The following is a 23,591-nucleotide window of genomic DNA, read 5'->3' on the forward strand; positions in this document are numbered from 1 at the left end:
GTGATAAAGTCGAATGTGAAAAAATTTATTATTTCATATTCCTATTTTCGCATAACTGTAGTAAGATGCATGTTAACCATTAAAATAAAACATAGCATAGAAGGGATGAAAAAGATGAGCAACAAGGAATTAGAGAGCCTAAGACAGCAGGCAGACGCACTAAACTTAGAAATCCTTAAATTAATCAATGAACGCGGAGCCGTTGTAAAAGAAATCGGTAAAGCAAAGGAAGCACAGGGTGTCAACCGATTTGACCCTGTCAGAGAGCGTACAATGCTTAACCGCATTATTGAAAGCAATGACGGCCCATTTGAAAACTCAACGATCCAGCATATTTTCAAAGAAATTTTCAAAGCCGGACTTGAACTTCAAGAAGAGGATCACAGCAAAGCGTTGCTCGTCTCCCGGAAGAAAAAAGCAGAAGATACGATCGTTGACATTAAAGGTGAAAAAATCGGTGACGGCGATCAGAGATTCATCGTCGGACCTTGTGCCGTAGAAAGCTATGAGCAGGTTGCCGAAGTAGCGGCCGCAGCGAAAAAACAAGGCATTAAAATCCTGCGCGGGGGCGCGTTTAAACCCCGCACAAGTCCGTATGATTTCCAAGGTCTCGGCGTAGAAGGCCTGCAAATTCTTAAACGTGTCGCTGATGAATATGACCTCGCGGTGATCAGTGAAATCGTAACGCCCGCCCACATTGAGCAAGCGATTGATTACATTGACGTCATTCAGATCGGCGCGCGGAACATGCAAAACTTTGAATTGCTGAAAGCCGCCGGTTCCGTTAAAAAGCCGGTATTGTTAAAACGCGGTCTTGCCGCAACAATTTCAGAGTTCATCAATGCAGCTGAATACATCATGTCACAAGGAAACGACCAAATCATTCTTTGTGAGCGCGGTATCAGAACGTACGAAACGGCAACGAGAAACACACTCGACATTTCTGCCGTGCCGATTTTGAAACAGGAAACTCACTTGCCGGTGTTTGTTGACGTCACACATTCAACAGGCCGCCGCGATCTCCTGCTTCCGACAGCAAAAGCGGCGCTTGCGATCGGCGCTGACGGCGTGATGGCCGAAGTTCACCCTGATCCTTCCGTTGCCCTTTCAGACTCTGCGCAGCAGATGGATATACCTGAATTCGAGAAATGGCTGAACGAATTAAAGCCAATGCTGAAAGTAAAAGCATAATACAACGTTCCGCTCTTTAAAGGCCGCCACGCGCGGCTTTTTTTTCGTATCTTCATTTTATTTAATTATAAAATGAAAGTGAACGTTTTCATCACTGGGAAAAACGTGTATAATTTCATGAGAGATATTTAAATTTGATGAATAATGAAAAATAATGTACACTACTGACTTACGCTTACAATCATAAACGACAGAATGCGAAATCGTACGACATTTCTTTACATAAAGTGTTTATGCTATAGATAAGGATAAGTGTATCCAGTAAAAGGAGTGGTTTCAGTGAGCAACATTACGATATACGATGTGGCCAGAGAAGCAAATGTCAGTATGGCGACTGTTTCCCGCGTCGTGAACGGCAACCCGAATGTAAAACCGACGACCAGAAAAAAAGTATTGGAAGCCATTGATCGGCTCGGCTATCGCCCGAATGCGGTGGCAAGAGGGCTTGCAAGCAAAAAAACGACTACGGTCGGCGTCATCATCCCTGATATCTCAAGCATTTTCTACTCTGAACTTGCGCGTGGAATTGAAGATATCGCGACGATGTACAAATATAATATTATTTTAAGCAACTCGGACCAAAATCTTGAGAAAGAACTGCATCTGTTAAATACGATGCTTGGCAAACAAGTGGACGGTATCGTATTTATGGGCGGCAACATTACGGACGAGCATGTCGAAGAATTTAAGCGCTCTCCTGTGCCGATCGTCTTGGCGGCATCAGTGGAAGAACAGGGCGAGACGCCTTCTGTCGCCATTGATTATGAACAGGCGATTTATGATGCCGTTAAGCTTTTCATTGATAAAGGGCATCGCGATATTGCACTCGTCTCCGGACCGATGCAAGAGCCGATCAACCGTTCGAAAAAACTGCAAGGGTACAAACGGGCGCTTGAAGAAGCGGCGATTCCGTTTAACGAGCAATTCGTAGCGGAAGGCGATTACACCTATGATTCCGGTATGGAGGCGCTTCAAAGCTTGATGGGCCTTGACCGGAAACCGACGGCGATTCTTTCTGCGACGGATGAAATGGCCCTCGGCATTATCCATGCGGCCCAAGATCAAGGTCTTTCGATTCCTGATGATCTTGATATTATCGGTTTTGACAATACGAGATTGAGCCTGATGGTCCGCCCTCAGCTTTCAACAGTCGTGCAGCCTACGTACGATATCGGCGCCGTGGCGATGAGACTTTTGACAAAACTGATGAACAAAGAGCCGGTTGAAGAGCAGATCGTCGAATTGCCTCACCGCATCGAATTAAGACAATCAACCAAGTCATAAAAAAACGGAAAAGCAAGCTTCACTCTGAGGGGTGGAATCTTGCTTTTTTACTTGAGTAAGGAGAAGATATGAAACGTTTTGATTATCTGACGCCCGTTGGCTTTATGTTAGGCTGTATTATTGTCGCAATCGGTATTCTGTCAGGGACGGGACTGGCGGGAATCAGTTCATTTTTAGATCTGACTTCTTTTTTAATCGTCACAGGCGGCCTTGTTGCGGCGATCTTTATCAGCTTTCCGCCGAGGGATTTAAAGAAAACCCCTTCTGTACTGAAACAGGTATTCTCCCGTCAGGATGACAATGTGAAAGAGCTTGTCAGAGTATTTGTCAGCCTTTCGGAGCAGGCGCGCAGGCAGGGGCTTCTGTCTCTGGATGACCAGGCGCGTGAGATCAAGGATCCGTTTTTAAAAAAAGGGCTTTTGCTTGCGATTGACGGCTGGGACGAGGAAACGATCCGGCTGGTGATGGATTCTGAGATCGCCGCGATGGAAGAAAGACACAGAAAAGGAAGACGCGTTTTTGAAAAAGCCGGTGATTTCGCACCCGCCTGGGGAATGATCGGGACGCTCGTCGGACTCGTTCTCATGCTCAAAAACTTAAATGACCCGCATACCCTCGGACCGAACATGGCTGTTGCGCTATTGACGACGCTGTACGGAGCGCTGCTTGCCAACTTGGTATTTATCCCAATCGCGGCAAAGCTTGAAGAAAAAACGGAAAGTGAAATTTTCATCAAACAGGTCATGATCGAAGGGGTTGTCGGCATCCAATCGGGCAAAAATCCCCGCAACCTCGAAAGTCAGCTCGTCGTCTTCAGCTCAAGAAAAGACTGGCGTAAAGGACAGCCTGCGAACAAGAAAAAGGGCGCTGTCCATGAAGCTTAGAAAAGAGCGTTTTGAAAGAAGAAACAAACCGGAACATTCCGGCGGTTCACCGAGATGGATGGTGACGTTCGCTGACTTGATCACGCTCATTCTCGTGTTCTTTATATTGCTTTTTTCGATGTCGCAAATAGACGCGGAAAAATTTCAATCTGCCGTTTCATCGATTCATACAAAAGGCAGCGGGGGTGAACCGGCGTCATCAGACAAAGCAAACGAAAATAAAGAACAGGATTTGCTGTTACAAAACGTGAAGACATACATAAAAGCGCATCATTTGAGTTCGAAATTGACGGCGAAGCGCGATGAGCGCGGAGTGGTTCTTGTGCTGCAGGAGGCCGTTCTGTTTCAGACGGGAAAAGCGGATGTGCTGAAAAACGCCGAGCCGGTTCTGCATCAGATCGCGGTGCTTTTAAAAACAATTCCGAATGACATACAGGTAGAAGGCCATACGGACAGCCGCCGGATTTCCACCTATCAATTTCCGTCAAATTGGGAGCTGTCGTCTGCAAGAGCGGCGAGTGTGATCCGGTATTTTACCGCGAATGAAGACTTTTCCGCCAAACGGTTTATCTCTGCCGGGTATGCGGATACGAAACCTGTGAAGGACAACAAAAGTCCCGGACATATGAAAGAAAACCGCCGTGTAGAAATTGTGATCAAAAAAACGACCTCCTCATAAGGTCGTTTTTTATTTAGTTTTATACCGCTGCTCAGACCGGATGGCAAAAAGTGCTTTTTCCACGGTTTGGGCATTTTTTTCTGAAATTTCTTCTTTGCGGGGAATCGGAGGATATAATTGTTCAGGATCACTCCAAAAAGCGGGCAACGTGCAGGGGGAGTGCTTCTGCCATTTATCAATCCATTTCTGCGGTATGCGCTCCCCGGGATCAATCCCTTTCATCTCAAGCCAAATGCGGCTCCATGCTCTCGGGACGACTCTCCAAATATCGTATCCTCCGCCGCCGACCGCGATCCATCTGCCGCTGCAATATTGATGGGCTAATGAATGAGCGAGCCGCGGGATCTCCTGATAAATGGAGATTGTATTGGACAGGTGTGTCAATGGGTCGTAATAATGGGCGTCCGCACCGTTTTGGGTAAGAATCACATCCGGCTTGAAAAAAGCCGCGATTTCTGAGGCGGCCGTATTGTAAGCGTGAAGAAAGGAATCGTCCTCTGTGAAAGCGTCCAGCGGAATGTTAAAAGAATAGCCGTAGCCTTGCCCGCTTCCTTTTTCCAGTACCTGTCCCGTCCCGGGAAATAAATAACGCCCGGTCTCGTGAAAAGAAACAGTGCAGACATCAGACCTGTCGTAAAACGTAAATTGAACGCCGTCGCCGTGATGAGCGTCTGTATCAATGTATAACACTTTTGCCCCGTAGTTCTTCTGGATGTATTGGATGGCCACGGCGCTGTCATTATAGATACAAAAGCCTGAGGCCCTGCCGCGGAAGCCGTGGTGAAGGCCGCCTCCTAAATTGCAGGCGTGCCTTGCTTGTCCCGTCATGACATAATCAGCCGCCGTTAAGGTGCCGCCCACCAGAAGTGACGCGGCTTCATGCATGCCGGCAAAAACGGGGGTGTCTTCCGTTCCGAGACCGTAGCTTTCTCCTTCTGCGGCAGGGAGCCGGCCCGCACCCGCTAGTTCCACCGCCTGTATATAATCCTCCGTATGAACGAGAGCCAGCTCTTCTTTAGCGGCCGCGCGCGGTGTGACGATATCTCCTTCGTCAAACGCATCCGCCGCCTGAAGCAGATCGTATGTTAAAAGCACACGACGCTGATTGAACGGATGTTCCTGATGAAATTGATACGTCTGATAAGAAGGCGAGTAAACAAAAACGCTGTCTCTCATGGCTGATCCCTCAAATGTTTCGGCCATAAGACATTGTATCCGGCTTCTTGAACGGCACGGATAAAAGGGAGCGGATTCATCGTCTTCACCCGGAAGACGAGAATGTTCGACCCGGCGGACTCATGGGGATAGACGAGCACACTCAGGATTTGCAGCTGAAGATCACGGCACATGCAGCTGAGATCAGCAAGGCTTTTTGTCATATCCGTCACCAGGATTTCCACCTGTGATCCCGGCTGGGCCGCGCCTGTCAGGCTGACGAAAGTCCGGAGCACGTCGGTTTTCGTTAAAATGCCCGTCAGCTTATGGTTTACCGTAATCGGCAGACAGCCGATGCCGTGCTCATAAAAGGAAGCGGATATTTCTTCCACAAAGTCAAGCGGATGGGCGCAGATGACATTGCGCTTCATAATGGTCTCCACTTTGTTTGTCAGAAACGCGCCGCGTTCCTTTTGTTCAAAGCTGCCGGGACCGGCCTGTTTAATGTCTCTGTCTGTGACAATACCGATGACGTGCAGCTCGTCGTCGATGACAGGGAGATGGCGGATATGATATATCTTCATTTTACGGACGGCTGTTTCAATGGAGTCGTGTTTTGAGACGGTGATGACGTCCCGTTTCATGATTTGTTCTGCAATCATCTTTTTATCCCCTTTGTATGTCAGTCAATACATAAATCGCTGATAAAAACGAAGCCTGTCGAACTGTTCAATTGACTCCTGACTGACGTGCCTGCCGATGCGGGCCATCAGACAATTGGCCGGATGAGAGCTGATTTCCGGTTCATCCGTTGCGAACCAGACAAGACCCCCGGCATTCATCATCTTTTCCATGATCTTTCTGTATTCCCACACATCTTTTTTCATTCCTTTTAAATCCCAATGCCAGTAATATTCCGTCGTCATGATGATGTACCGTTCCATCTGTTCATCCATCATGCTGACTGTCAGCAAAGTTTTTCCGACAGAACAGCCCCTGTAGCCGGGAGCGACCTCGATCGCCCCGAGTTCAAGGAGGTCTTCCATATTTCCGTCAGACCATCGTTCAAGCGGATCAGGATATAAATACGTCACATAGCCGATAATCGTCTGTCCGTCCCTGGCAATAATGATCCGCCCTTCAGGAAGCCCGGCGATCTCGATTAACGCTTTGTGCTGTTCATGAGGAAGGCGAAAGGCTGTCAGGCCTTCATGAAACTCATACTGTGCTAGATCCCCTGGAGGAACGGGCCCTTCTACTAAAAGAGGGCCGGCTGCTGTCTGAATTGATGAAGAATGGTACGTTTTATGATGTTTCACTGATTCACCGCCTGTCGGTTCTTAATAAAAACACATCTCTTTAAAGCATAACAAAATATAAAGCGTTTTCAATAGTGTTGTAATTTATATTTTAAAAATTGAGAAAACTGTGAACATCTACTATAATTAGTCTATAGATAAGCAAAGGGGGATGTTGCATGAATTTGAAAGCGTTGCCGGCGGAAAAGGGGAATTATCATCTGCGAAATTATGAGGAAACGTACCGCAGCTTCGATTGGAAAGAGGTCGAAGCGGCGTTTTCCTGGCATCAGACGGGGAAGCTGAATGCGGCGTACGAAGCGATTGACCGTCATGCCGAATCATTTCGAAAAAACAAAGTAGCGCTATATTACAAGGACGCAAATCGGGATGAAAAATACACATTTAAAGAAATGATGGAGGAATCGAACCGGGCGGGAAATGTACTGAGACGGTATGGAAACGTGGAAAAAGGGGACCGCGTTTTTATTTTCATGCCGCGTTCGCCGGAGCTTTACTTTATCATGCTCGGCGCAATTAAAATCGGTGCGATCGCCGGTCCTTTATTTGAAGCGTTTATGGAAGGCGCCGTCAAAGACCGCCTCTTGAACAGCCAGGCAAAGGTTGTCGTGACAACACCTGAACTGGCCGAACGGATTCCGGCGGACAGCCTGTCCGACCTCGAGCATATTTTCATTGTCGGCGGCAGCAAAGAAACGGGAGATAAAATCATTCATTATGATAAAGCGGCTGAGGGAGAAAGCACGAGACTTGATATTGAATGGATGGACAGAAGAGACGGCTACCTGCTTCACTACACATCAGGATCTACCGGAACGCCTAAAGGTGTGCTCCACGTTCATGAAGCCATGATTCAGCAATACCAGACCGGCAAGTGGGTGCTTGATCTTAAAGAAGACGATATTTACTGGTGCACTGCGGACCCGGGCTGGGTGACCGGGACGGTGTACGGGATATTTGCGCCGTGGCTGAACGGAGCGGCGAATGTAATCGTCGGCGGCAGATTCAGTCCGGAAAACTGGTACGGCACGATCGAGAAGCTCGGTGTCAGCGTCTGGTACAGCGCTCCGACGGCTTTCAGAATGCTTATGGGCGCCGGAGATGAAATGGCATCCAGATTTGACCTTACTTCACTTCGTCACGTCCTGAGTGTCGGAGAACCTTTGAACCCCGAGGTCATCAAGTGGGGACATAAAGTATTCGGCAAGCGCATCCACGACACGTGGTGGATGACAGAAACGGGCGGACAGCTCATCTGCAATTATCCTTGCATGGAGATCAAGCCGGGTTCAATGGGGAAACCGATTCCGGGAGTGGAAGCGGCGATCGTTGACAATCAGGGAAATGAGCTTCCGCCGTACCGAATGGGAAATCTCGCCATTAAAAAGGGCTGGCCGTCGATGATGGATTCCATTTGGAACAATAAAGAGAAATATGATTCTTATTTCATGCCGGGCGGCTGGTATGTTTCCGGAGATTCTGCTTATATGGATGAAGACGGTTATTTCTGGTTCCAAGGCAGAGTCGATGATGTCATCATGACATCCGGCGAGCGCGTCGGCCCGTTTGAAGTCGAAAGCAAACTTGTTGAACATCCGGCGATTGCCGAAGCCGGCGTCATCGGAAAGCCGGACCCTGTCCGGGGAGAAATTATTAAAGCGTTTATCGCGCTCAGAGAAGGGCATGAGCCATCCGATCAGCTGAAGGAGGACATTCGCCTCTTTGTAAAACAGGGGCTTGCCGCGCATGCCGCACCGCGGGAAATTGAATTCAAAGATAAACTTCCGAAAACACGGAGCGGAAAAATCATGAGACGTGTGCTGAAGGCGTGGGAGCTGAATCTGCCGGCAGGCGACCTGTCCACAATGGAAGATTAAAGACGGCGTTGACATCGTATCTTATTTATGTTAAAAATGAGTAAGCTTCATACGAAAAGGTTTTGATTGAGACAAGTAGGGTATCTGATTGTTCAAGAGAGCTGATGGCCGGTGAAAATCAGCACATAAGATATGCCGAATACACTCATGAACCGCTTTTGCGAACAAAGCCATTCCAAGGCTTTCAGTAGTGAAAGAACGGACACGGTCCGTTATCAAAAAGAGTGATAAAAGCTTTTTTATGCTTTTATTAGTAGGGTGGTACCGCGATTATATCGTCCCTTCGTTTTAAACGAAGGGGCGTTTTTTATTTTCATAAACAAAGGAGCAGACAAAATGACTAACTTATTAGAGGATTTATCATTCCGCGGCTTAATCCAGCAAATGACGGATGAAGAAGGATTAAATAAACAGCTGAACGAAGAAAAAATCCGTTTATACTCAGGGTTTGACCCGACGGCTGACAGCCTGCACATCGGACACCTTCTGCCGATATTGACACTGCGCCGTTTCCAGCTTGCAGGCCACCATCCGATTGCGCTTGTAGGCGGCGCGACGGGACTGATCGGCGATCCGAGCGGCAAAAAAGCGGAGCGTACGTTAAATACTCAGGATATCGTTGTCGAATGGTCGCAAAAAATTAAAAATCAGCTTTCCCGATTTTTAGATTTCGAGGCCGGAGAAAACCCTGCTGTCATAGCGAACAACTTTGACTGGATCGGAAAGCTGAGCATTATTGAATTTCTCCGTGACGTCGGAAAGAACTTCGGAATTAACTACATGCTTGCGAAAGATACTGTAAGCTCAAGAATTGAAACCGGAATTTCTTACACGGAATTCAGCTACATGATCCTGCAATCCTACGATTTTCTGAATCTGTACAGAGAAAAGAACTGCAAACTCCAAATCGGAGGCAGTGACCAGTGGGGCAACATCACGGCCGGTCTTGAACTGATCAGAAAATCAGAAGAAGAAGGGGCGAAAGCTTTCGGTCTTACCATTCCGCTCGTCACAAAAGCTGACGGCACGAAATTCGGCAAAACGGAAGGCGGCGCCATTTGGCTTGATAAAGAAAAAACATCGCCGTACGAATTCTACCAGTTCTGGATCAATACAGATGACCGCGACGTCGTCAAATACTTAAAATACTTTACTTTCTTATCAAAAGAGGAAATTGAAGGTTATGCTGAAAAAACGGAGACGGCTCCTGAGAAAAGAGAAGCGCAGAAACGTCTCGCTGAAGAGGTGACTGTTCTTGTACACGGCCGCGAAGCGCTTGAGCAGGCCGTTCATATCTCCCAGGCGCTGTTCAGCGGCAATATTAAAGAGCTTTCCGCTCAAGACGTCAAGGTAGGATTTAAAGATGTACCTTCGTTTGAAAAAGACCGCTCTGAAGAACTGTCTTTAGTAGACGTGCTTGTGGAATCTAAATTGTCGCCTTCAAAACGGCAGGCCCGCGAAGACATTCAAAACGGAGCTGTTTACATTAACGGCGAGCGCCAGACGGACATCGGGCATCTTCTGACTGCGGAAGACCGCATTGAAGATCAATTTACCGTACTGCGCCGCGGAAAGAAAAAATACTTCCTGATCACGTACTGAAAATAAAAAGCAGTCCGGCCGCTCAATGCGGCAGGCTGCTTTTTTATGTTTTGTGAATACTGCACGGGGAAATGAGTACAGTACATAGTATAAGCAAAACAGGGAAGGGGTGCTGCGCCGTGAATTTCATGTTTACCATCGCAAAAGAAAGATTGCAGCGGGATCATTGGGAACAGCAGCAAAGCATAAACGCCGAAGCCAAAGCCGAGGAATCAGAGACGGAAGAAGAAAATCCGACATCATAAAGGGAAAGCCTCCATTCTGCGGAATGGAGGCTTTTGATTGTCACCATATCAGCCTGACGGCGGCCATCAGCACGACTCCTGTGATGACCGTGATGGATAAGCTTTTTGTCCGCATCGCGCAAAGCAATGTCGGGATGAGAACGATCATTGCTTTCCAATCAAAGGTCAAAGCGCTGTTTGTTTTCACAATCATGCTTTCCGTTACCAGAGCCGTCAAAATGCAAAGCGGAATAAAGGAGAGCCATTTTAAAGCCAACTCAGGCATCTGAATGTTCCGGACAAATATAAACGGAACAATGCGCGGCACAAGTGTAACAATCATGCAGCCGAGTATAATCCAGATCATTTGTGTGCTGATGCTCATTTGTCCGTCACCACCCCGATCGTTGCCACAATCACGGTTGAGACGATGACCGCGATGTGTGACGGGACGAAATACGATAACAAGACCATAAAAATGATCATATAGAGAATTAAGGAGAGGCTGTGCTTCAGCTTTTCCGAAGCGGACGATTGCAATTGCAGCACAAGCAGCGCCGCAAACATAGCGGGCAAAGCAAAGTCCAGGCCGAGCGCGTAAGGATCAGATATCCATTGTCCGAGAAGCCCGCCCATCACGCAGGAAATAACCCAGCACATGTAAGCGGTTATATTGAGGCCGTTCATCCACTTATCGTATAACCTGCCGTTCTGAGCCGCTTTGTTCACCGCTACTCCGAAAGATTCGTCAGTAAGCAAAGCCCCGAAGCCGATATTTTTCGCCAAAGAGTATTTCGTGAAATACGGCGCGATGGTCAGGCTCAGCAGAAGGTGCCGCAGATTGACGATAAACGTCGTTAAAATAATGGCGGAAATCGGACTCCCGGAAACAAGGAGCGAGCAAATAATAAATTGGGCGGCGCCGGCATAGACACACAAAGATAACAAACAAATTTCAAGAATGCTTAGATGAGAGGCAACGCCAACGATGCCGAAAGCAAAACCGATGCTCATATAGCCCAGCAGCGTAGGCACACAATCCCGCACCCCCTGTAAAAACGTATCGTTCATTTCCCGGGAAACGGCGGTTTTTTGCACTTCTGTGTTAATCATTTTTTATACTCCTTTCATAGAGATTATAATGATAACGACTAATGAAAAAATCAAAGAAAATACGGTTCACATTTATATGAACCGATTTCCGGTGACGACATGAAATAACGAATGGTTTTGTTTCATCAGGCCTTCAACTTTCTCAGCCCCGACTTCTTTCACAAGCTCCGCGAACATCAGATCGTGCCTCATATATTCCATAGCCACGAGAACGAGAGCGGGATCTTCTGATTTAATGGCCCAGGCATTCGTCTGCGGAGAAAAATTGGCGATTAAGACTTCTTTATTATCGCGGGCAGCTATCGTTAATCTTCCGCCCATCCGTTTCTCCGCCACTTCAGGAGACATATTATGATTTGTCGTATTTCCGAGCTTCACTTCCGGAGGGCCGAACACAATCGAAAAGACGGGCAATTGTTCGGCGGCGCGTTTGTTAGCGGCTTCTTGAATAAAGGGAATCTGCTGTTCCCAGACAGACAGCCACAACTCTTCCTCGGCTTTTTCAATCATATCCTTCATCTCATTGATGACATGATCATTCGTGCTGATGCGGCGGATGACATTCATCTCCTGCTCGCTTTCCAGTGCCAATAACTTTTCCTCAAGGTAGCCGAATGAGCTCTCGAAATCGTGCCGGAGCCGGTCGATTAATTCCTTTCCGGCAAGCGGAGCATATGTAACCGGATCAGACGGCACAATATGGACAGCGCCTTTATCAACTAATTTCCCCAATACTTCATAGATCATTGAGCGGGGGACGCCTGACCTTTTGCTGATTTCATATCCGGTAACAGGCGAGTGTTTCAACAAGCCGATATATGCTTTACATTCATATTGAGAAAATCCAAACTTCTGTAATTCTTTCAGAACATCCTCCATAAACATCCTCCGTAGTGGTTATTCATGAAACTACTATAATGTAAGCGGTTATATCTTGTCAATGGGACTTGAGTGCTGAAAGAAAGGTGCGCCTGTTTTGTCGCTTTCCAACTTAGTTTATGGTGAGTTACATGTATGGCTTTTGTGAAAAACGTTGCCGTAGACCCACACGAATGCCGTTTGATACGATAAATTCAAGAAGTTAAAAAGAGGAGGATCACGGTGGAAAACACCTCTAAAATCGCTTTTTTATCGGTTATAAGCAATTCCCTGGTCGTCATGCTCAAAATAGTGGTGGGTATAATAACCGGATCTGTCGCGATACTTTCTGAAGCCATTCATTCTTTTTTAGATTTGATCGCCGCCTTCATTGCCTTTATCTCCGTCAGGATTTCAAAAAAGCCGGCTGATACAGGGCATCCGTACGGTCATGGAAAAGTCGAGAATCTGTCGGGGACTATCGAGACGATTCTGATTTTTGCGGCAGGGATTTGGATGATATATGAATGCGTTCAAAAACTGGTGAACCCGGCGCCGGTTCATCTGCCCGTATTGGGAATTGTTGTGATGCTTGCGGGGGCTCTCATTAATTTGATCGTTTCGAAGTTCGTAAAAAGAGAAGCCGAAAAGGTTAATTCCGTGGCAATGAAATCAAATGCCCTGCATTTACTGACTGACGTGTACACATCATTAGGCGTAGCGGCAAGTCTTTTGGTCGTTACCGTAACGGAGTGGTACATACTTGATCCCATTATAGGTATGGTGCTGGCGGTGTATATCATATATGAAGCGTTTAAGTTAATGAAAGAAGCATTCCCGCCGCTGATTGATACCCGTTTGTCGGAAGAGGAAGAAAAAACAATTTTAAAGATTATTGAAACATTTCAACAGGAATTTATTGAAATTCACGATTTTCGTACAAGGCGCTCCGGCCCGCAGGAGTATATTGATTTTCACCTGGTCGTAGCCTCTCACGTGACGATTAAAGACGTGCATGACCTGTGTGACCGCATTGAAAGAGATATTACGAATGAATTCAAACAAGCACAGGTAATGATTCACCCCGAGCCGGAGAGCGAGAGGAAGAAATAAATCGATCTTAAGTTTGCTTTTGTTCCCGGCAAAATGTCTACAAAAGGCCCGTTCCCACGGGTCTTTTTGTTGTATAAATGACTATTTCTCGCTCATATGAGAGATAAGCTTATACACGTGAGGGGTTCATTTCATACGTTATGTTGTAAAGAAAAAGGGAGGTGAACAGAATTGAACGCTATTTCTGTTAAAGAAATTGAACATGGAGTTGCCGTTGCGGAAAGAGAAGGTTTAGGGGAGTATTTATACCAAGAACCGGTTTCTAAAAAATGTTCGCGCCGTTCCCGCAGCAGAAAACGGACACACCGTTCTCGCAGCAGAAGACGGACGCATCACCGGACACACCGTTCCCGCAGCAGAAGACGGACGCATCACCGGACACACCGTTCCCGCAGCAGAAGACGGACGCATCACCGGACACACCGTTCCCGCAGCAGAAGACGGACGCATCGCCGGACACACCGTTCCCGCAGCAGACGGTCTCATCAAAAACGTAGCCGCAAACGCTGTTTTAAATGCTGACTGCAGACTCTATTACAAGTAACGGGGATCTGCTATAATGGCAAGAGAACTGCATAAAAGATCCGGTATCATCATCCGCGGACACTGAACTGACAACATGGCGCTGTTTGTTCGTGTCCGTTTTTTATGTCAAAAAAGATGCCGGAGGATAAAAAGGAAGGGATGACGCCGAATGAAGCTGAATGAGGATTTTTATAACTCTGAAGGAAAGACAGTCTCTTTGCCAAACATAAGCAGCAAGCTTTTGCATATCACGGACAGCGGGCATATCAGCATTGACTTCATCAGCATAAGCAGGCTGCGGAAGGCTTCAAAAATCGCGATCTTAGGTGACAGCGTCGCCCGGGGGCTGCGTGCGGAATACGGCTTTGGTGACATTCTGAAAGACCGGACAAACGCTGAAATAACCAATCTGTCTGTCAGCGGCGTTAATATGAGCAACAACGGAAGCGATAACATTTATCAGCAGGCGTTTAAAACAAAGGGACATGATGTCATCATTGTCCAGGGAACAGATGATGATTGGTGCAACCACATTCCCATCGGTACAGATGAAAAGGATATCACCACATTTTACGGAGGCTTCTGCCAAGTGATCCAGCAGCTGCGAAGCGGAAATAAAGGCGCGAGCATCATTGTGGTGACCCCAACGAGACAAGCAAAAATATCAAAAGGAAAAATCGTCCGCCGTGATACTGATAAAAATAAACTGGGTCTGAAGCTGGCTGACTATGTGAAAGCCCAAAAAGAAGCCTGCACACTCCTCTCTGTACCGTATGCCGATCTGTTTGATACTGATCTTATCGACCCGTATAATCCCGCTTTCCGCAGCATGTGCATGTCAGAAGGTCTTCATCCGAACGAGAAAGGGCATCAAATCATATTTCAGGAAATCTGCCGGAATTATTATTACTATTACGGGTAACGCAGCGCTAACAGATTATTTTCGGCTTTGCTTTTCTAAAAGCTCAATTATTCTTTGAGATGCGTGTTTTTGCGCTCTCAAAAGCGAGACGATATTACCGGTAAAACCGATTAAAATGATAAGCAGCAAAATGATCATCCACATAGCGAACCTCCTGTCGAGTGTCGAAAAAACCACTCTTAATTTTACTTATGATGGATGGGCCGGAGAATAGGTCTAACTGATGGTGTTTTTTGAGAGCCGGTGAAAAGTCCATAAAAAAAGCACAGACTGAACGGGTCTGTGCTTTTTTCTCTTATTTCAGCAGGTTCAATGATTCACGATTAAAGGCTTCCAAATCGTCAGGTGTTCTGCTCGTTACGATGTTATGGCTCACGACGACTTCTTCATCCTTATAATTTGCGCCGGCATTGATTAAGTCTTTGCGGATGCTGCGGAATCCCGTGATATCTTTTCCTTTAAGAAGGTCGGTATCAATCAGCAGCTGCGGGCCGTGGCAGATCGCGAAAACGGGTTTCTGATTTTCCACGAATGCTTTAGTGAATTCACCCGGGCGGTCATCTCCGCGCAGAAGATCCGGTGAAAAGCCTCCGGGAATCAATAACGCATCGAATTCCTTGGCGTCTGCGTCTGAGATCGCTTGATCGATCTTTACTTTCTCACCGTGTTTGCCCGTCACTTCTTTCCCTGCTTCCAAATCTATTGTCACCACACTGTGGCCCGCTTCTTTAAATGCGTCCGCCGGGCTTGTATATTCAATATCCTCAAATTGATCTGTCATCAGAACTGCGATTTTTTTGCTCATACATCATGCCTCCTGTGAATTTGTATATGACAAGAATATCAGGCAGATTCCCGCCTCACAACGTATTTGCTTATGAAAAAAGACCCCTCTGAAAAAGAGGAGCCAAAAGGTACGGAGGTCTGCTGAAACTAACGTGTTTAACTTGAGATAAGGCAAGAAATCGAACCAATTACTTTTTGCGTCTTTTTTTATGCTTTTTACACCCGCATTTCCCCGGATCTCCCGGATCAATGACTTCGTGAATTGTTTCTTCCTTATAAACGTGGCGGGGAACATAACGGATATGCTCTCTGTTAATGTGTTTGATGGGATGGACGTAAACCACTTCTTTGTCAGTATACTTGTCAGTCACAATATACTTAGGGTCACAGTAATACACTTTCGATTTTTTACCCATTCATCTCACCTCCCGTACTTTATTAAATGCTGGCAAGGAGGGTTTTGCATCGGACAAGTACACCGTGGCAAGTCCACAATTTTTCATATGCAATTTCGTTTTTCTGGTTTTTCCTGAATCCGCCTCAAATTGGAACGATTAACCCTTTTTAAGCAGGGAAATCTATAAAAAAGAATTCAAAAACGATTCTTTTCTCAGGTCAATCGAGATGCATACATCTTTAGGGGGATTTCAGAATGCTCGATGAAAAAACGATTGAAATCATTAAAAGCACAGTGCCGGTCTTAGAAGAGCATGGTGAAGAAATCACAGGCCGATTTTATGACCTGCTGTTTCAGCATCACCCTGAGCTGCTGAATATCTTTAATCAGACAAATCAAAAGAAAAAAACACAGCGTACGGCCTTGTCGAATGCTGTGATCGCGGCCGCAGCCAATATTGACCGGCTGGAAAACATAGTCCCCGTCGTCAAACAAATCAGCCATAAGCACCGGAGTATCGGTGTTAAGCCCGAGCATTACCCAATCGTTGGAAAGTACTTGTTAATCGCGATAAAGGATGTGCTAAAAGACGGGGCCGCTCCTGAGGTCATTCAGGCATGGGAAAAAGCATACGGCGTCATTGCAGACGCTTTTATCGGAATTGAGAAGGACATGTATGAACAAGCGGAAACGCAAAAAGGCGGCTGGAAAGACTATAAGGTGTTTAAAATTGATAAAAAGGTAAAAGAAAGCAAGGAGATAACGTCGTTTTATTTAAAACCGGAAGACGGACAAGTTCTCCCCGAATTCAAAGCAGGGCAGTATATCAGTGTAAAAGTATACATTCCGGACACGGGCTATACGCATATCCGCCAATACAGCTTATCCGACGTGTCCGGTAAGGATTATTACCGGATTTCCGTGAAAAAAGAAGGGGTTGTTTCCTCATATCTGCATGACCAATTACACGAAAAGGATTCAATTGAGATCAGCGCTCCGGCCGGGGATTTCGTATTAGACCCTGATTCCAAAAAGAATCTGGTTCTCATCAGTGCCGGTGTCGGAATTACCCCGATGATCAGCATGTTAAAGACGGTTGCCAAAACCCAGCCGCAGCGAAACGTTCTCTTTATCCATGCGGCAAGGAGCGGAGAGTATCATGCGTTGCGGCATGAAGCAGAAGAAGCCGCGGAACACTCATCCGTTGACACCCTCTTTATTTACAGCGAGCCGTCCGAACAAGACCGTTCAGAAAACATTCGTTTTCGGGAAGGCCGGATTGACAAACAGCTGTTAGAAGAAGTGATGACAGATAAAGATGCTGATTTTTACCTGTGCGGATCACCGTCGTTCATTAAAGAAATGAAAAAGCTGATTTCTGAATTCAATACACCGCCGGAATCCATTCACTATGAATTATTTGAACCCCAGCTGAGTATGGTGTGATTGAAGAAGGAAGGATTTTAATGTATGAAGCACCCGGGTTGGGTGCTTTTTTATTCTAGAGAACAGGATTTTTACCAGAAGTAGGGGAAATAGGGATAGAGAACGAACAGGGAATTAGAGCGGTTGGCCGCGAAGGGATCAACAAGCCCATTTCCAAGTCGATGGCCTATAAGATATTCTGAGGGCTGCCGCTGAATATGGCGGTTTGGATGATATAGCCACATACACACGTTGAGAAAAATATTGGCATATGGGTTGAAAACAGTAGGGGAAAGGGCTAACGGCGCTTCAGGCAGTTGCACAGTATAACATATGGGTAATTCGTGGACAATGTGGATATGTTATACTGATGAAAAAAAGGGGAGCTTTTATTGAGTGGCGAAGTAAAGATATTAGTTCAGAGATTAGAGGACTTGAATCAGGGGTTAAGAGATGAATTCAACGGTTATAAGCACTTGAAAAAGACAATTGTAGAAAATGATTATGTTGAAATGTTTAGTGAAATCTCTCCAATGTTGAAGTTTGCGAAGAACATATTCGACTTTGCTCAAGAAATAAAATTCAATATGTTTTTGAAAGGTTTTAACGAAAATGATATACCTTTAGATCAGCAGATTCAAAAGCTCAGAAAATATATAGATAATCCAATAAGAGCGGAATTTATTGCTAATACAATTAATAAAATTTTATCTGCAAACTCTAGTGAAGCATGTTTAATCATAGAGACAATTTCAAATTCAGTTGTAAACGAAAATTAAGGATATAGAACATGAAAAGTTAGTTGTTATAAACGCTTTAGCCTCTTTTTTTAATCATGACATTCAGAACTATAGAAAAATTTTAGACTATATTAATCTTAAGGCAGAAAAAACAAATAGATGGCAGACAAATGGCAGAATAACGGCAGAAAGATGGCACACCATTTTGTTTTAGATAAGGTATTATGGTAATAGGTAATAAATCAAGGGAGCGGCACTGCTAGTGAGCGGGGGTGCTTTTTTATGTTCTCTATAAACTGCTTCCGTAAAACGTTCGACAAATTTCGTAAATGATTCCATTGTTCCTTTCTTTTAGCGATAATAAGGTGGGAGGGATATTAGTGAATGAAATTTTCAATATGGAATTTTTCGGCAAGGTAATCTTAAGTACAATAACTATTTTGGTATTTAATTCAGCATTACAACTACTTAAACATTGGCTTGAAAAGAAAATGGGCTTTCATACTTTCTCTATGAATAAGAAATATGAAATGTACCCAGAATTATATAAAAAATCTTTACAAGCACATGGTGCTCTACTTGCGTGTCGCGATTATTTTATAAGTTGCCCGTCTTTTGAACGTTCTAATGAAGAGGATGTTCGTAATTATACAAGTGAAATTCTAAAATTGACAAAGAAAGAAGAGTCAGATGTATTAGATGCATTTAAAAGATCAAGCGAAGAAGCGTCCAAGTTAGTGTATAAATTCATTGAGCGTAATAACTTATATGAGGCAAGAAATAAATGGATAGAACTAAATAATTGGGTCAATGAAATTGCAATATTCTCATCTGATGAAATTAATGTGATTGCAAATAAAGCTATAAAGAAAATGCTAAATTTACTGGTTACTTATGAAATACCAGATCCAAAAGAGAATCAAGATAAAACTGCTTCACTTAAAGAAGAAATTGATATTACTCTAGAAAGTTTAAATAAACAGATTAAAAAAGAGATTAAAATTAAAAGCTAAACACCCTTTTTTGGGTGTTTTTTATATTCTCTGTAAACTGTGTCCGGTAAATCTCAGGATGGACAATCGGCGGTTAACGGCTTGAGTGCGGGGGCAGTTTAGAAAGAATATACCAAGCGCTTTCCAATCGGGAGGGCGCTCTTTATATTTAAGGTTATGGAAAGACTATGTACAAAGTTTTTGGCTGTTAGGTTAGTGCTGTGATAAAGGCTAAACTGTAATTTATAGAAAAGATTCTCTTGTATGTTTGAAGCAGCTAAGGGAACGATTTATAATAGTGAGACAAAATGAATGCTTGTACATAAATAATTCGACAAATTCCGCGAACAGTTCCTTTAAATACTTTTTCGCCGATAATAAGGAAGAGGAGGTGAGGGAATGGCATATGAGAATATTGATTTAGAGATTAATCAAATCTATACAGCAGAACAGATTAGAATTTTTATGGCAAATAATAAAAATTCAATATTTCTTAGTGATACACAAACATTTGATTACGATTCAGATATGAATTTTAAAATCTTAAGCAAGAGTATTAAGTATGTTCACAAAACCAATGAAATTAATAGGAATCATATTGTTCCTACGATTAAGTCTAAAATTTTTGTAATCGAAAGAATTTAGTATTCTGTCAGAATTATAGATAAAATTGATAGAGGTGATGCTGAAGTGAAATATCAAGAATTAATGTCTTTGTTACTTAAGAACGCACATTGTGAAGATTGGGTTAAAAGTATTGATCGGGATCACAGATACACCTTTACACTTAGAGAAGATATTTCTGTAACAATTAAAGAAAAGCCTGATAGAGAAGATAATGATATTTCAAATGAGTTTACTGATAAATTTATAAATTCAAAGGCTAGTTATCACTATTACTCGCTTAATTATAATGGTTCTACCGTAAAGAATGTATGCCTATATATGGTTGATGGTGCTCGAGCCTATATACCGAGTCCTCGAGGATTAGCAGATACACATATTGAAGATGATGATTTGATAGTAGGAGTGATAATCGACAGAATATTGTTTGACACTAGACATGAGGATACTTTTTCTTTTATAGATAAATCAGGGCTAACGTATCAATCGGGTATTAAATTTTAAAAAGCGCACCTTTAAGGGCGCTTTTTTATATGGAGGTATATTATGCAAGCCAACAAGGGAGGGTTACTGCGAACAGCACAAACGAACCAAACCGGCCTATGACCAATACCGGGAATCAGCTGGCAAACGGGGGTATAACAGCAAGTGGAGGCCGTCGCGCGCTGGTTACCTATCCAAGCATCCGTTATGTGCTGTCTGCTTAATGCAAGGAAGAAGAACCCCGGAGACAGTTATCAATCATATCGTTCCGCATAAAGGCGGCATGAACCTCAAGTAAATGGGCCCTTATGCGCCTCGTGTCATAGCGACGGAGGATGGAGGATTTGGGAACAGAACATCAAATGAAAGAATGTACAAAATCCCCAAGACTAAAAATTAAATTCTTTTGCGTACACTTAACTTCATCTGTTTCGATGTTATTGTCTTCACTGTTATATACCCGAGCATAAAAGAAAAATGGGTAAAAACAAATTTGTGAAGCTTGTGTGTTTTAAAAAAGATAGGAGGATGTAACCCCCTATCTTCTCATTCTTCCTATTCTGATTAACTCCCCAATAATTGATCCAGCGATGAAAATAATCAATGGGACTGGAGTGAATTTATTACCCAAAACGCCCATGTAAACAAAATAACATGCACATAAAACAAGGAACAGTAGGATATATCTTTTTAATATCCTGTTAACATTAGACGTTGTTTTTTCTTGTTGCATATTTTTTCACCTCGTTTTTATGGTCGGCAAGTTGATGGGATTGGCCTGCTTCCAAAAAATTTGGGACTGTCTGCCGTTTTAAGGACTTTCTTTCTTTTAGAGTCTTCGTAGAATTTTGTTCTATTAGCATAAGGGTATGCGCTGCATTTAAAGGCATAACGATATTGGAATACTGTATAGTATGCAGTTGTTTGGGTACCTGCTAAAAACCCTACAATAGCGAATACTACGTTGTAAGGTGTTTTTGTTATTGTTGAAATAGCTGTGGCTGCCACACCGACAGAAACGCCTTTCAAATTGTATTTATAATTGTATTTCCCCATGTATTTTCCACCGGGCGGTATCTTCATAGTTGACATATTAGGAGAAGAAAATACCCCATCTTCCTCCATAGTAAGGTTAAAATCGACCTCACCGTTTTTATAAAGTGTGTTTGTTTCGTTGTTGTATTCAAATTTTGTAACTGTCCCATTTTCCTCAATAACTTTAGCTTTATTCACAGCAGGGTCAGTAAAGTCGTAAGAATAGACATACTTTTCCCCATTAATCTCAAAAACATTCTCACCTACAGTATCATTTGACATTGATGCAGGGGTGTTCAACATTTCATTGCTTTCTGCTTTGGCTTTAAAATTAGGCATAACCCCTACAACCAATGCAGTGACCAAAAACAAAAGTAAAGCTGACTTGAATTTCTTCAAACAATCACACTCCCTATTGTATATTCGTTACGACCCAAATTATACTGGGATTGTTATTTTTTAAGAATAGGGACAGCGAAGTGTAAATTCGACAATGGAGATAAATAGTCCGCTATAATACCGTTCTGAAAAAGTGGGTCAATAGCCTTTTTTTGGAATTGCGCGATGTCGAAAAAACTCCTATTAATTACATTTTATGTAAAGGTATGCTAGAATATTTTTTGATAAAATTTAGAATATTTGTAGAAATAGGTGTTTATCATATGAGTAAACTGGCTTCTAAAAAAGTTGCAAATATATTAAATGATTGGTATATCGCGATAAAACAACAAGACGCTGAGTCTGCTGAGAAATATTTTGAAGAGATCAAACCGCTTTTAGATGAAATGGGAGACGAACCGATTAATTGGTGTATAGAGGATTTATAAAAAGCGCAGATACTCTGCGCTTTTTTATTTAAGTATTTTCCGAATCATTCGCAGCCCGTTTTTGGAAGAAGGATAACGGAAAGCGAAGTCGAAGCGGTTCGTTTGTTTGACGACGCTTTTTTTGTGCGTAAACGTGTTAAAGCTGTCAAATCCGTGATAGCTGCCGATGCCGCTTTCCCCGACGCCGCCGAATGGCAAATACGGTGTCGCAACATGCATTAACGTATCATTGACACAGCCGCCGCCAAACGACAGATTCTCTAAAACAGTTCGCTCGATTCCTTTGTTTGTTGTGAAGAGATACAGGGCGAGCGGCTTTGGGCGCGATTGGACTTTCTCAATGACTTCCCCGATATCACGGTATGTAAAGAGCGGAAGAATTGGCCCGAAAATCTCCTCCTGCATCACTGGAGAGTCATCCTTCACTTGATCTAGAATCGTCGGCGCAATTTTATGATGAGCGGGATCAGATTGTCCGCCTGTGAGCGGGATGCCATCATTCAGAAAGCTGAGCAGCCGCTGATAGTGGCGTTCACTGACGATTTTGCCGTACTGCGGATTTTGTTCAGGCTGAGGGCCGTAAAATTCGCTGATCGCACGCTTCATTTCTTCTGTGAGCTTCGTTTTGATATCTTGGTGGACAAATAAATAATCCGGTGCGATGCAGGTTTGCCCTGCATTTGTAAATTTCCCGAAGACGAGGCGTTTGGCGGCAAGCTGTATATCAGCATCCTTATGGACAATGCAGGGACTTTTGCCGCCGAGCTCCAAGGTAACGGGAATTAATTGTTTGGCGGCGGCCTCCATGACGATTTTTCCCACGGCAACGCTTCCTGTGAAGAAAATATAGTCAAAGGGCTGCTGTAATAACACAGTGCTGACGTCGGGTCCGCCCTCCGCCATAGCGACATAGTCACTCGGAAAAACGCTGCTGATGAGTTTGGAAAGAACAGCGGAAACCGCCGGCGTATATTCTGACGGTTTAAGAACGACTGTGTTTCCGGCCGCAATGGCTCCAATCAAGGGTGAAAGCGCCAGCTGCAAGGGATAGTTCCAAGGCGCAATCACCAAAACGGTTCCATACGGCTCAGGGATGATGATGCTTTTCGAGCCTAGGTGAGTCAGAGGCGTTTTGACTCGTTTCGGTTTGATCCATTTTCCCAGCCGCTTCATCACAAAACTGATTTCCTCCAGTACAATTCCGATTTCTGTCGTGTACGACTCCTGTTCGGATTTGTGGAGATCCTGATAGAGAGCGGCTATGAGATTGGCTTCATGAGTTTTGACGGCTTGTTTCAGCTTCTGCAAAATGTTCAGTCTCGATTCTAGCTGTCTCGTATGCCCCGCCGCAAAATAGGCTTTGTGTTTGCTGACGATAGAGGGGATGCTGTTCATTCAGTCGCTCCTTTTTTGTAAGGTATGATGATTCATTATGTAAAAAATCGCTTCTGCTTGTCAAATGGGGGTTTCTAATGTACATGTAGCTGAAAAGCCAGTAGGCACATAAAAAAAGCCCCGGACAGGGGCTTTTTTTAA

Annotated in this window: 28 protein-coding genes, 2 pseudogenes and 1 other annotated feature; of the genes and pseudogenes, 18 read left to right on the forward strand and 12 right to left on the reverse strand. The window is 44.3% G+C overall.

Features of this window, described 5'->3' with window-relative positions; genetic code table 11:
* Nucleotides 1-114 precede the first annotated feature (114 nt).
* From ACNFN4_RS00505 to motS, 4 genes are all read left to right on the forward strand, one after another.
* A complete protein-coding gene (locus ACNFN4_RS00505) occupies nucleotides 115-1,191 on the forward strand; it encodes a bifunctional 3-deoxy-7-phosphoheptulonate synthase/chorismate mutase (protein ID WP_003152383.1) in 1,077 nt (358 codons plus the stop codon).
* Between the two features lie 279 nt (nucleotides 1,192-1,470).
* A complete protein-coding gene (ccpA, locus tag ACNFN4_RS00510) occupies nucleotides 1,471-2,475 on the forward strand; it encodes a catabolite control protein A (RefSeq protein WP_015240399.1) in 1,005 nt (334 codons plus the stop codon).
* A gap of 68 nt (nucleotides 2,476-2,543) precedes the next feature.
* Nucleotides 2,544-3,359, forward strand: coding sequence for a flagellar motor protein MotP (gene motP, locus ACNFN4_RS00515; protein WP_020956215.1), 816 nt, complete (start codon nucleotides 2,544-2,546; stop codon nucleotides 3,357-3,359).
* A complete protein-coding gene (gene motS, locus ACNFN4_RS00520; protein WP_007408774.1) occupies nucleotides 3,349-4,038 on the forward strand; it encodes a flagellar motor protein MotS in 690 nt (229 codons plus the stop codon). Before motP ends, motS begins: the two co-directional genes overlap by 11 nt.
* A gap of 9 nt (nucleotides 4,039-4,047) precedes the next feature.
* Here motS and ACNFN4_RS00525 read toward each other — a convergent pair whose 3' ends face one another.
* Genes ACNFN4_RS00525 through ACNFN4_RS00535 form a run of 3 tightly spaced genes read right to left on the reverse strand, consistent with a single transcriptional unit; the run spans nucleotide 4,048 to nucleotide 6,512 of the window.
* Nucleotides 4,048-5,214: an acetoin utilization protein AcuC gene (locus tag ACNFN4_RS00525; RefSeq protein WP_007408773.1), complete on the reverse strand. Its 1,167-nt coding sequence runs from the start codon at nucleotides 5,212-5,214 to the stop codon at nucleotides 4,048-4,050.
* On the reverse strand, nucleotides 5,211-5,855 hold the full coding sequence (locus ACNFN4_RS00530; RefSeq protein ID WP_007408772.1) for an acetoin utilization AcuB family protein: 645 nt from the start codon (nucleotides 5,853-5,855) through the stop codon (nucleotides 5,211-5,213). Before ACNFN4_RS00530 ends, ACNFN4_RS00525 begins: the two co-directional genes overlap by 4 nt.
* Nucleotides 5,856-5,879: 24 nt before the next feature.
* Nucleotides 5,880-6,512, reverse strand: coding sequence for a GNAT family N-acetyltransferase (locus tag ACNFN4_RS00535; protein ID WP_007408771.1), 633 nt, complete (start codon nucleotides 6,510-6,512; stop codon nucleotides 5,880-5,882).
* Nucleotides 6,513-6,670: 158 nt separating this feature from the next.
* Here ACNFN4_RS00535 and acsA point away from each other — a divergent pair, with 158 nt between their 5' ends.
* The 3 genes from acsA to sr7p all read left to right on the forward strand — a co-directional run bounded on the left by acsA (nucleotide 6,671) and on the right by sr7p (nucleotide 10,236).
* Complete coding sequence (gene acsA, locus ACNFN4_RS00540) at nucleotides 6,671-8,389, forward strand: acetate--CoA ligase (RefSeq protein WP_020956214.1); 1,719 nt, start codon at nucleotides 6,671-6,673, stop codon at nucleotides 8,387-8,389.
* Nucleotides 8,390-8,442: 53 nt separating this feature from the next.
* Nucleotides 8,443-8,675 (forward strand) — a binding site (T-box leader).
* 50 nt (nucleotides 8,676-8,725) lie between these two features.
* Complete coding sequence (tyrS, locus tag ACNFN4_RS00545) at nucleotides 8,726-9,991, forward strand: tyrosine--tRNA ligase (RefSeq protein ID WP_015240395.1); 1,266 nt, start codon at nucleotides 8,726-8,728, stop codon at nucleotides 9,989-9,991.
* A gap of 119 nt (nucleotides 9,992-10,110) precedes the next feature.
* A complete protein-coding gene (gene sr7p / locus ACNFN4_RS00550) occupies nucleotides 10,111-10,236 on the forward strand; it encodes a small protein SR7P (protein ID WP_007408768.1) in 126 nt (41 codons plus the stop codon).
* A gap of 40 nt (nucleotides 10,237-10,276) precedes the next feature.
* On the opposite strand, the gene ACNFN4_RS00555 is transcribed toward sr7p, so the two are convergent.
* From ACNFN4_RS00555 to ACNFN4_RS00565, 3 genes are all read right to left on the reverse strand, one after another.
* Nucleotides 10,277-10,600, reverse strand: coding sequence for an AzlD domain-containing protein (locus ACNFN4_RS00555; protein WP_007408767.1), 324 nt, complete (start codon nucleotides 10,598-10,600; stop codon nucleotides 10,277-10,279).
* The gene (locus ACNFN4_RS00560; RefSeq protein ID WP_003152395.1) at nucleotides 10,597-11,328 is read right to left on the reverse strand and encodes an AzlC family ABC transporter permease; all 732 of its coding nucleotides are present in this window, start codon (nucleotides 11,326-11,328) and stop codon (nucleotides 10,597-10,599) included. Before ACNFN4_RS00560 ends, ACNFN4_RS00555 begins: the two co-directional genes overlap by 4 nt.
* A gap of 72 nt (nucleotides 11,329-11,400) precedes the next feature.
* Nucleotides 11,401-12,207 (reverse strand): TrmB family transcriptional regulator, encoded by an 807-nt coding sequence (locus ACNFN4_RS00565; RefSeq protein WP_007408765.1) that lies wholly within the window; start codon nucleotides 12,205-12,207, stop codon nucleotides 11,401-11,403.
* A 222-nt stretch (nucleotides 12,208-12,429) separates the two neighbouring features.
* Here ACNFN4_RS00565 and ACNFN4_RS00570 point away from each other — a divergent pair, with 222 nt between their 5' ends.
* The 4 genes and pseudogenes from ACNFN4_RS00570 (at nucleotide 12,430) to ACNFN4_RS00585 (ending at nucleotide 14,746) form a co-directional block, all read left to right on the forward strand.
* A complete protein-coding gene (locus ACNFN4_RS00570; RefSeq protein WP_014418648.1) occupies nucleotides 12,430-13,299 on the forward strand; it encodes a cation diffusion facilitator family transporter in 870 nt (289 codons plus the stop codon).
* Nucleotides 13,300-13,470: 171 nt separating this feature from the next.
* Nucleotides 13,471-13,521: pseudogene (locus ACNFN4_RS00575) on the forward strand (hypothetical protein); the annotation flags it as partial.
* Between the two features lie 47 nt (nucleotides 13,522-13,568).
* Nucleotides 13,569-13,796, forward strand: a complete 228-nt coding sequence (locus ACNFN4_RS00580) for a hypothetical protein (RefSeq protein WP_038462250.1) — start codon at nucleotides 13,569-13,571, stop codon at nucleotides 13,794-13,796.
* A gap of 197 nt (nucleotides 13,797-13,993) precedes the next feature.
* The gene (locus ACNFN4_RS00585) at nucleotides 13,994-14,746 is read left to right on the forward strand and encodes an SGNH/GDSL hydrolase family protein (protein WP_095061262.1); all 753 of its coding nucleotides are present in this window, start codon (nucleotides 13,994-13,996) and stop codon (nucleotides 14,744-14,746) included.
* A gap of 15 nt (nucleotides 14,747-14,761) precedes the next feature.
* Here the strand turns inward: ACNFN4_RS00585 and ACNFN4_RS00590 are convergent, their stop codons facing one another.
* The 4 genes from ACNFN4_RS00590 to ACNFN4_RS00605 all read right to left on the reverse strand — a co-directional run bounded on the left by ACNFN4_RS00590 (nucleotide 14,762) and on the right by ACNFN4_RS00605 (nucleotide 16,025).
* Nucleotides 14,762-14,890: a hypothetical protein gene (locus ACNFN4_RS00590; protein WP_007408761.1), complete on the reverse strand. Its 129-nt coding sequence runs from the start codon at nucleotides 14,888-14,890 to the stop codon at nucleotides 14,762-14,764.
* A gap of 151 nt (nucleotides 14,891-15,041) precedes the next feature.
* The gene (locus ACNFN4_RS00595; RefSeq protein ID WP_095272626.1) at nucleotides 15,042-15,551 is read right to left on the reverse strand and encodes a type 1 glutamine amidotransferase domain-containing protein; all 510 of its coding nucleotides are present in this window, start codon (nucleotides 15,549-15,551) and stop codon (nucleotides 15,042-15,044) included.
* Nucleotides 15,552-15,720: 169 nt separating this feature from the next.
* The gene (locus tag ACNFN4_RS00600) at nucleotides 15,721-15,948 is read right to left on the reverse strand and encodes a hypothetical protein (RefSeq protein ID WP_021494455.1); all 228 of its coding nucleotides are present in this window, start codon (nucleotides 15,946-15,948) and stop codon (nucleotides 15,721-15,723) included.
* Between the two features lie 5 nt (nucleotides 15,949-15,953).
* Entirely contained in the window at nucleotides 15,954-16,025 is a 72-nt protein-coding gene (locus tag ACNFN4_RS00605) for an SWIM zinc finger family protein (RefSeq protein ID WP_223204447.1), read from the reverse strand.
* Nucleotides 16,026-16,184: 159 nt separating this feature from the next.
* Between ACNFN4_RS00605 and hmpA the strand changes: the two genes are divergently transcribed.
* The 6 genes and pseudogenes from hmpA (at nucleotide 16,185) to ACNFN4_RS00635 (ending at nucleotide 20,593) form a co-directional block, all read left to right on the forward strand.
* Complete coding sequence (gene hmpA / locus ACNFN4_RS00610; RefSeq protein WP_205160449.1) at nucleotides 16,185-17,375, forward strand: NO-inducible flavohemoprotein; 1,191 nt, start codon at nucleotides 16,185-16,187, stop codon at nucleotides 17,373-17,375.
* 371 nt (nucleotides 17,376-17,746) lie between these two features.
* Nucleotides 17,747-18,133, forward strand: coding sequence for a hypothetical protein (locus tag ACNFN4_RS00615; RefSeq protein WP_050569573.1), 387 nt, complete (start codon nucleotides 17,747-17,749; stop codon nucleotides 18,131-18,133).
* Nucleotides 18,134-18,474: 341 nt separating this feature from the next.
* Nucleotides 18,475-19,107, forward strand: coding sequence for a hypothetical protein (locus ACNFN4_RS00620; RefSeq protein ID WP_029973321.1), 633 nt, complete (start codon nucleotides 18,475-18,477; stop codon nucleotides 19,105-19,107).
* A gap of 378 nt (nucleotides 19,108-19,485) precedes the next feature.
* Nucleotides 19,486-19,731, forward strand: a complete 246-nt coding sequence (locus ACNFN4_RS00625; RefSeq protein ID WP_029973322.1) for a hypothetical protein — start codon at nucleotides 19,486-19,488, stop codon at nucleotides 19,729-19,731.
* A 45-nt stretch (nucleotides 19,732-19,776) separates the two neighbouring features.
* Nucleotides 19,777-20,214, forward strand: coding sequence for a hypothetical protein (locus tag ACNFN4_RS00630; protein WP_029973323.1), 438 nt, complete (start codon nucleotides 19,777-19,779; stop codon nucleotides 20,212-20,214).
* A 37-nt stretch (nucleotides 20,215-20,251) separates the two neighbouring features.
* A pseudogene (locus tag ACNFN4_RS00635) lies at nucleotides 20,252-20,593 on the forward strand (HNH endonuclease signature motif containing protein).
* Nucleotides 20,594-20,943: 350 nt separating this feature from the next.
* On the opposite strand, the gene ACNFN4_RS00640 reads toward ACNFN4_RS00635, so the two are convergent.
* On the reverse strand, nucleotides 20,944-21,627 hold the full coding sequence (locus ACNFN4_RS00640; protein ID WP_029973324.1) for a hypothetical protein: 684 nt from the start codon (nucleotides 21,625-21,627) through the stop codon (nucleotides 20,944-20,946).
* Nucleotides 21,628-21,890: 263 nt separating this feature from the next.
* On the opposite strand from ACNFN4_RS00640, the gene ACNFN4_RS00645 reads away from it, so the two are divergent.
* The gene (locus ACNFN4_RS00645) at nucleotides 21,891-22,055 is read left to right on the forward strand and encodes a response regulator aspartate phosphatase (RefSeq protein ID WP_232489598.1); all 165 of its coding nucleotides are present in this window, start codon (nucleotides 21,891-21,893) and stop codon (nucleotides 22,053-22,055) included.
* A gap of 24 nt (nucleotides 22,056-22,079) precedes the next feature.
* Here the strand turns inward: ACNFN4_RS00645 and ACNFN4_RS00650 are convergent, their stop codons facing one another.
* The gene (locus tag ACNFN4_RS00650) at nucleotides 22,080-23,450 is read right to left on the reverse strand and encodes an aldehyde dehydrogenase (RefSeq protein ID WP_014418637.1); all 1,371 of its coding nucleotides are present in this window, start codon (nucleotides 23,448-23,450) and stop codon (nucleotides 22,080-22,082) included.
* Nucleotides 23,451-23,591: the final 141 nt, after the last annotated feature.

It is taken from the genome of Bacillus sp. N1(2025), assembly GCF_053470005.1.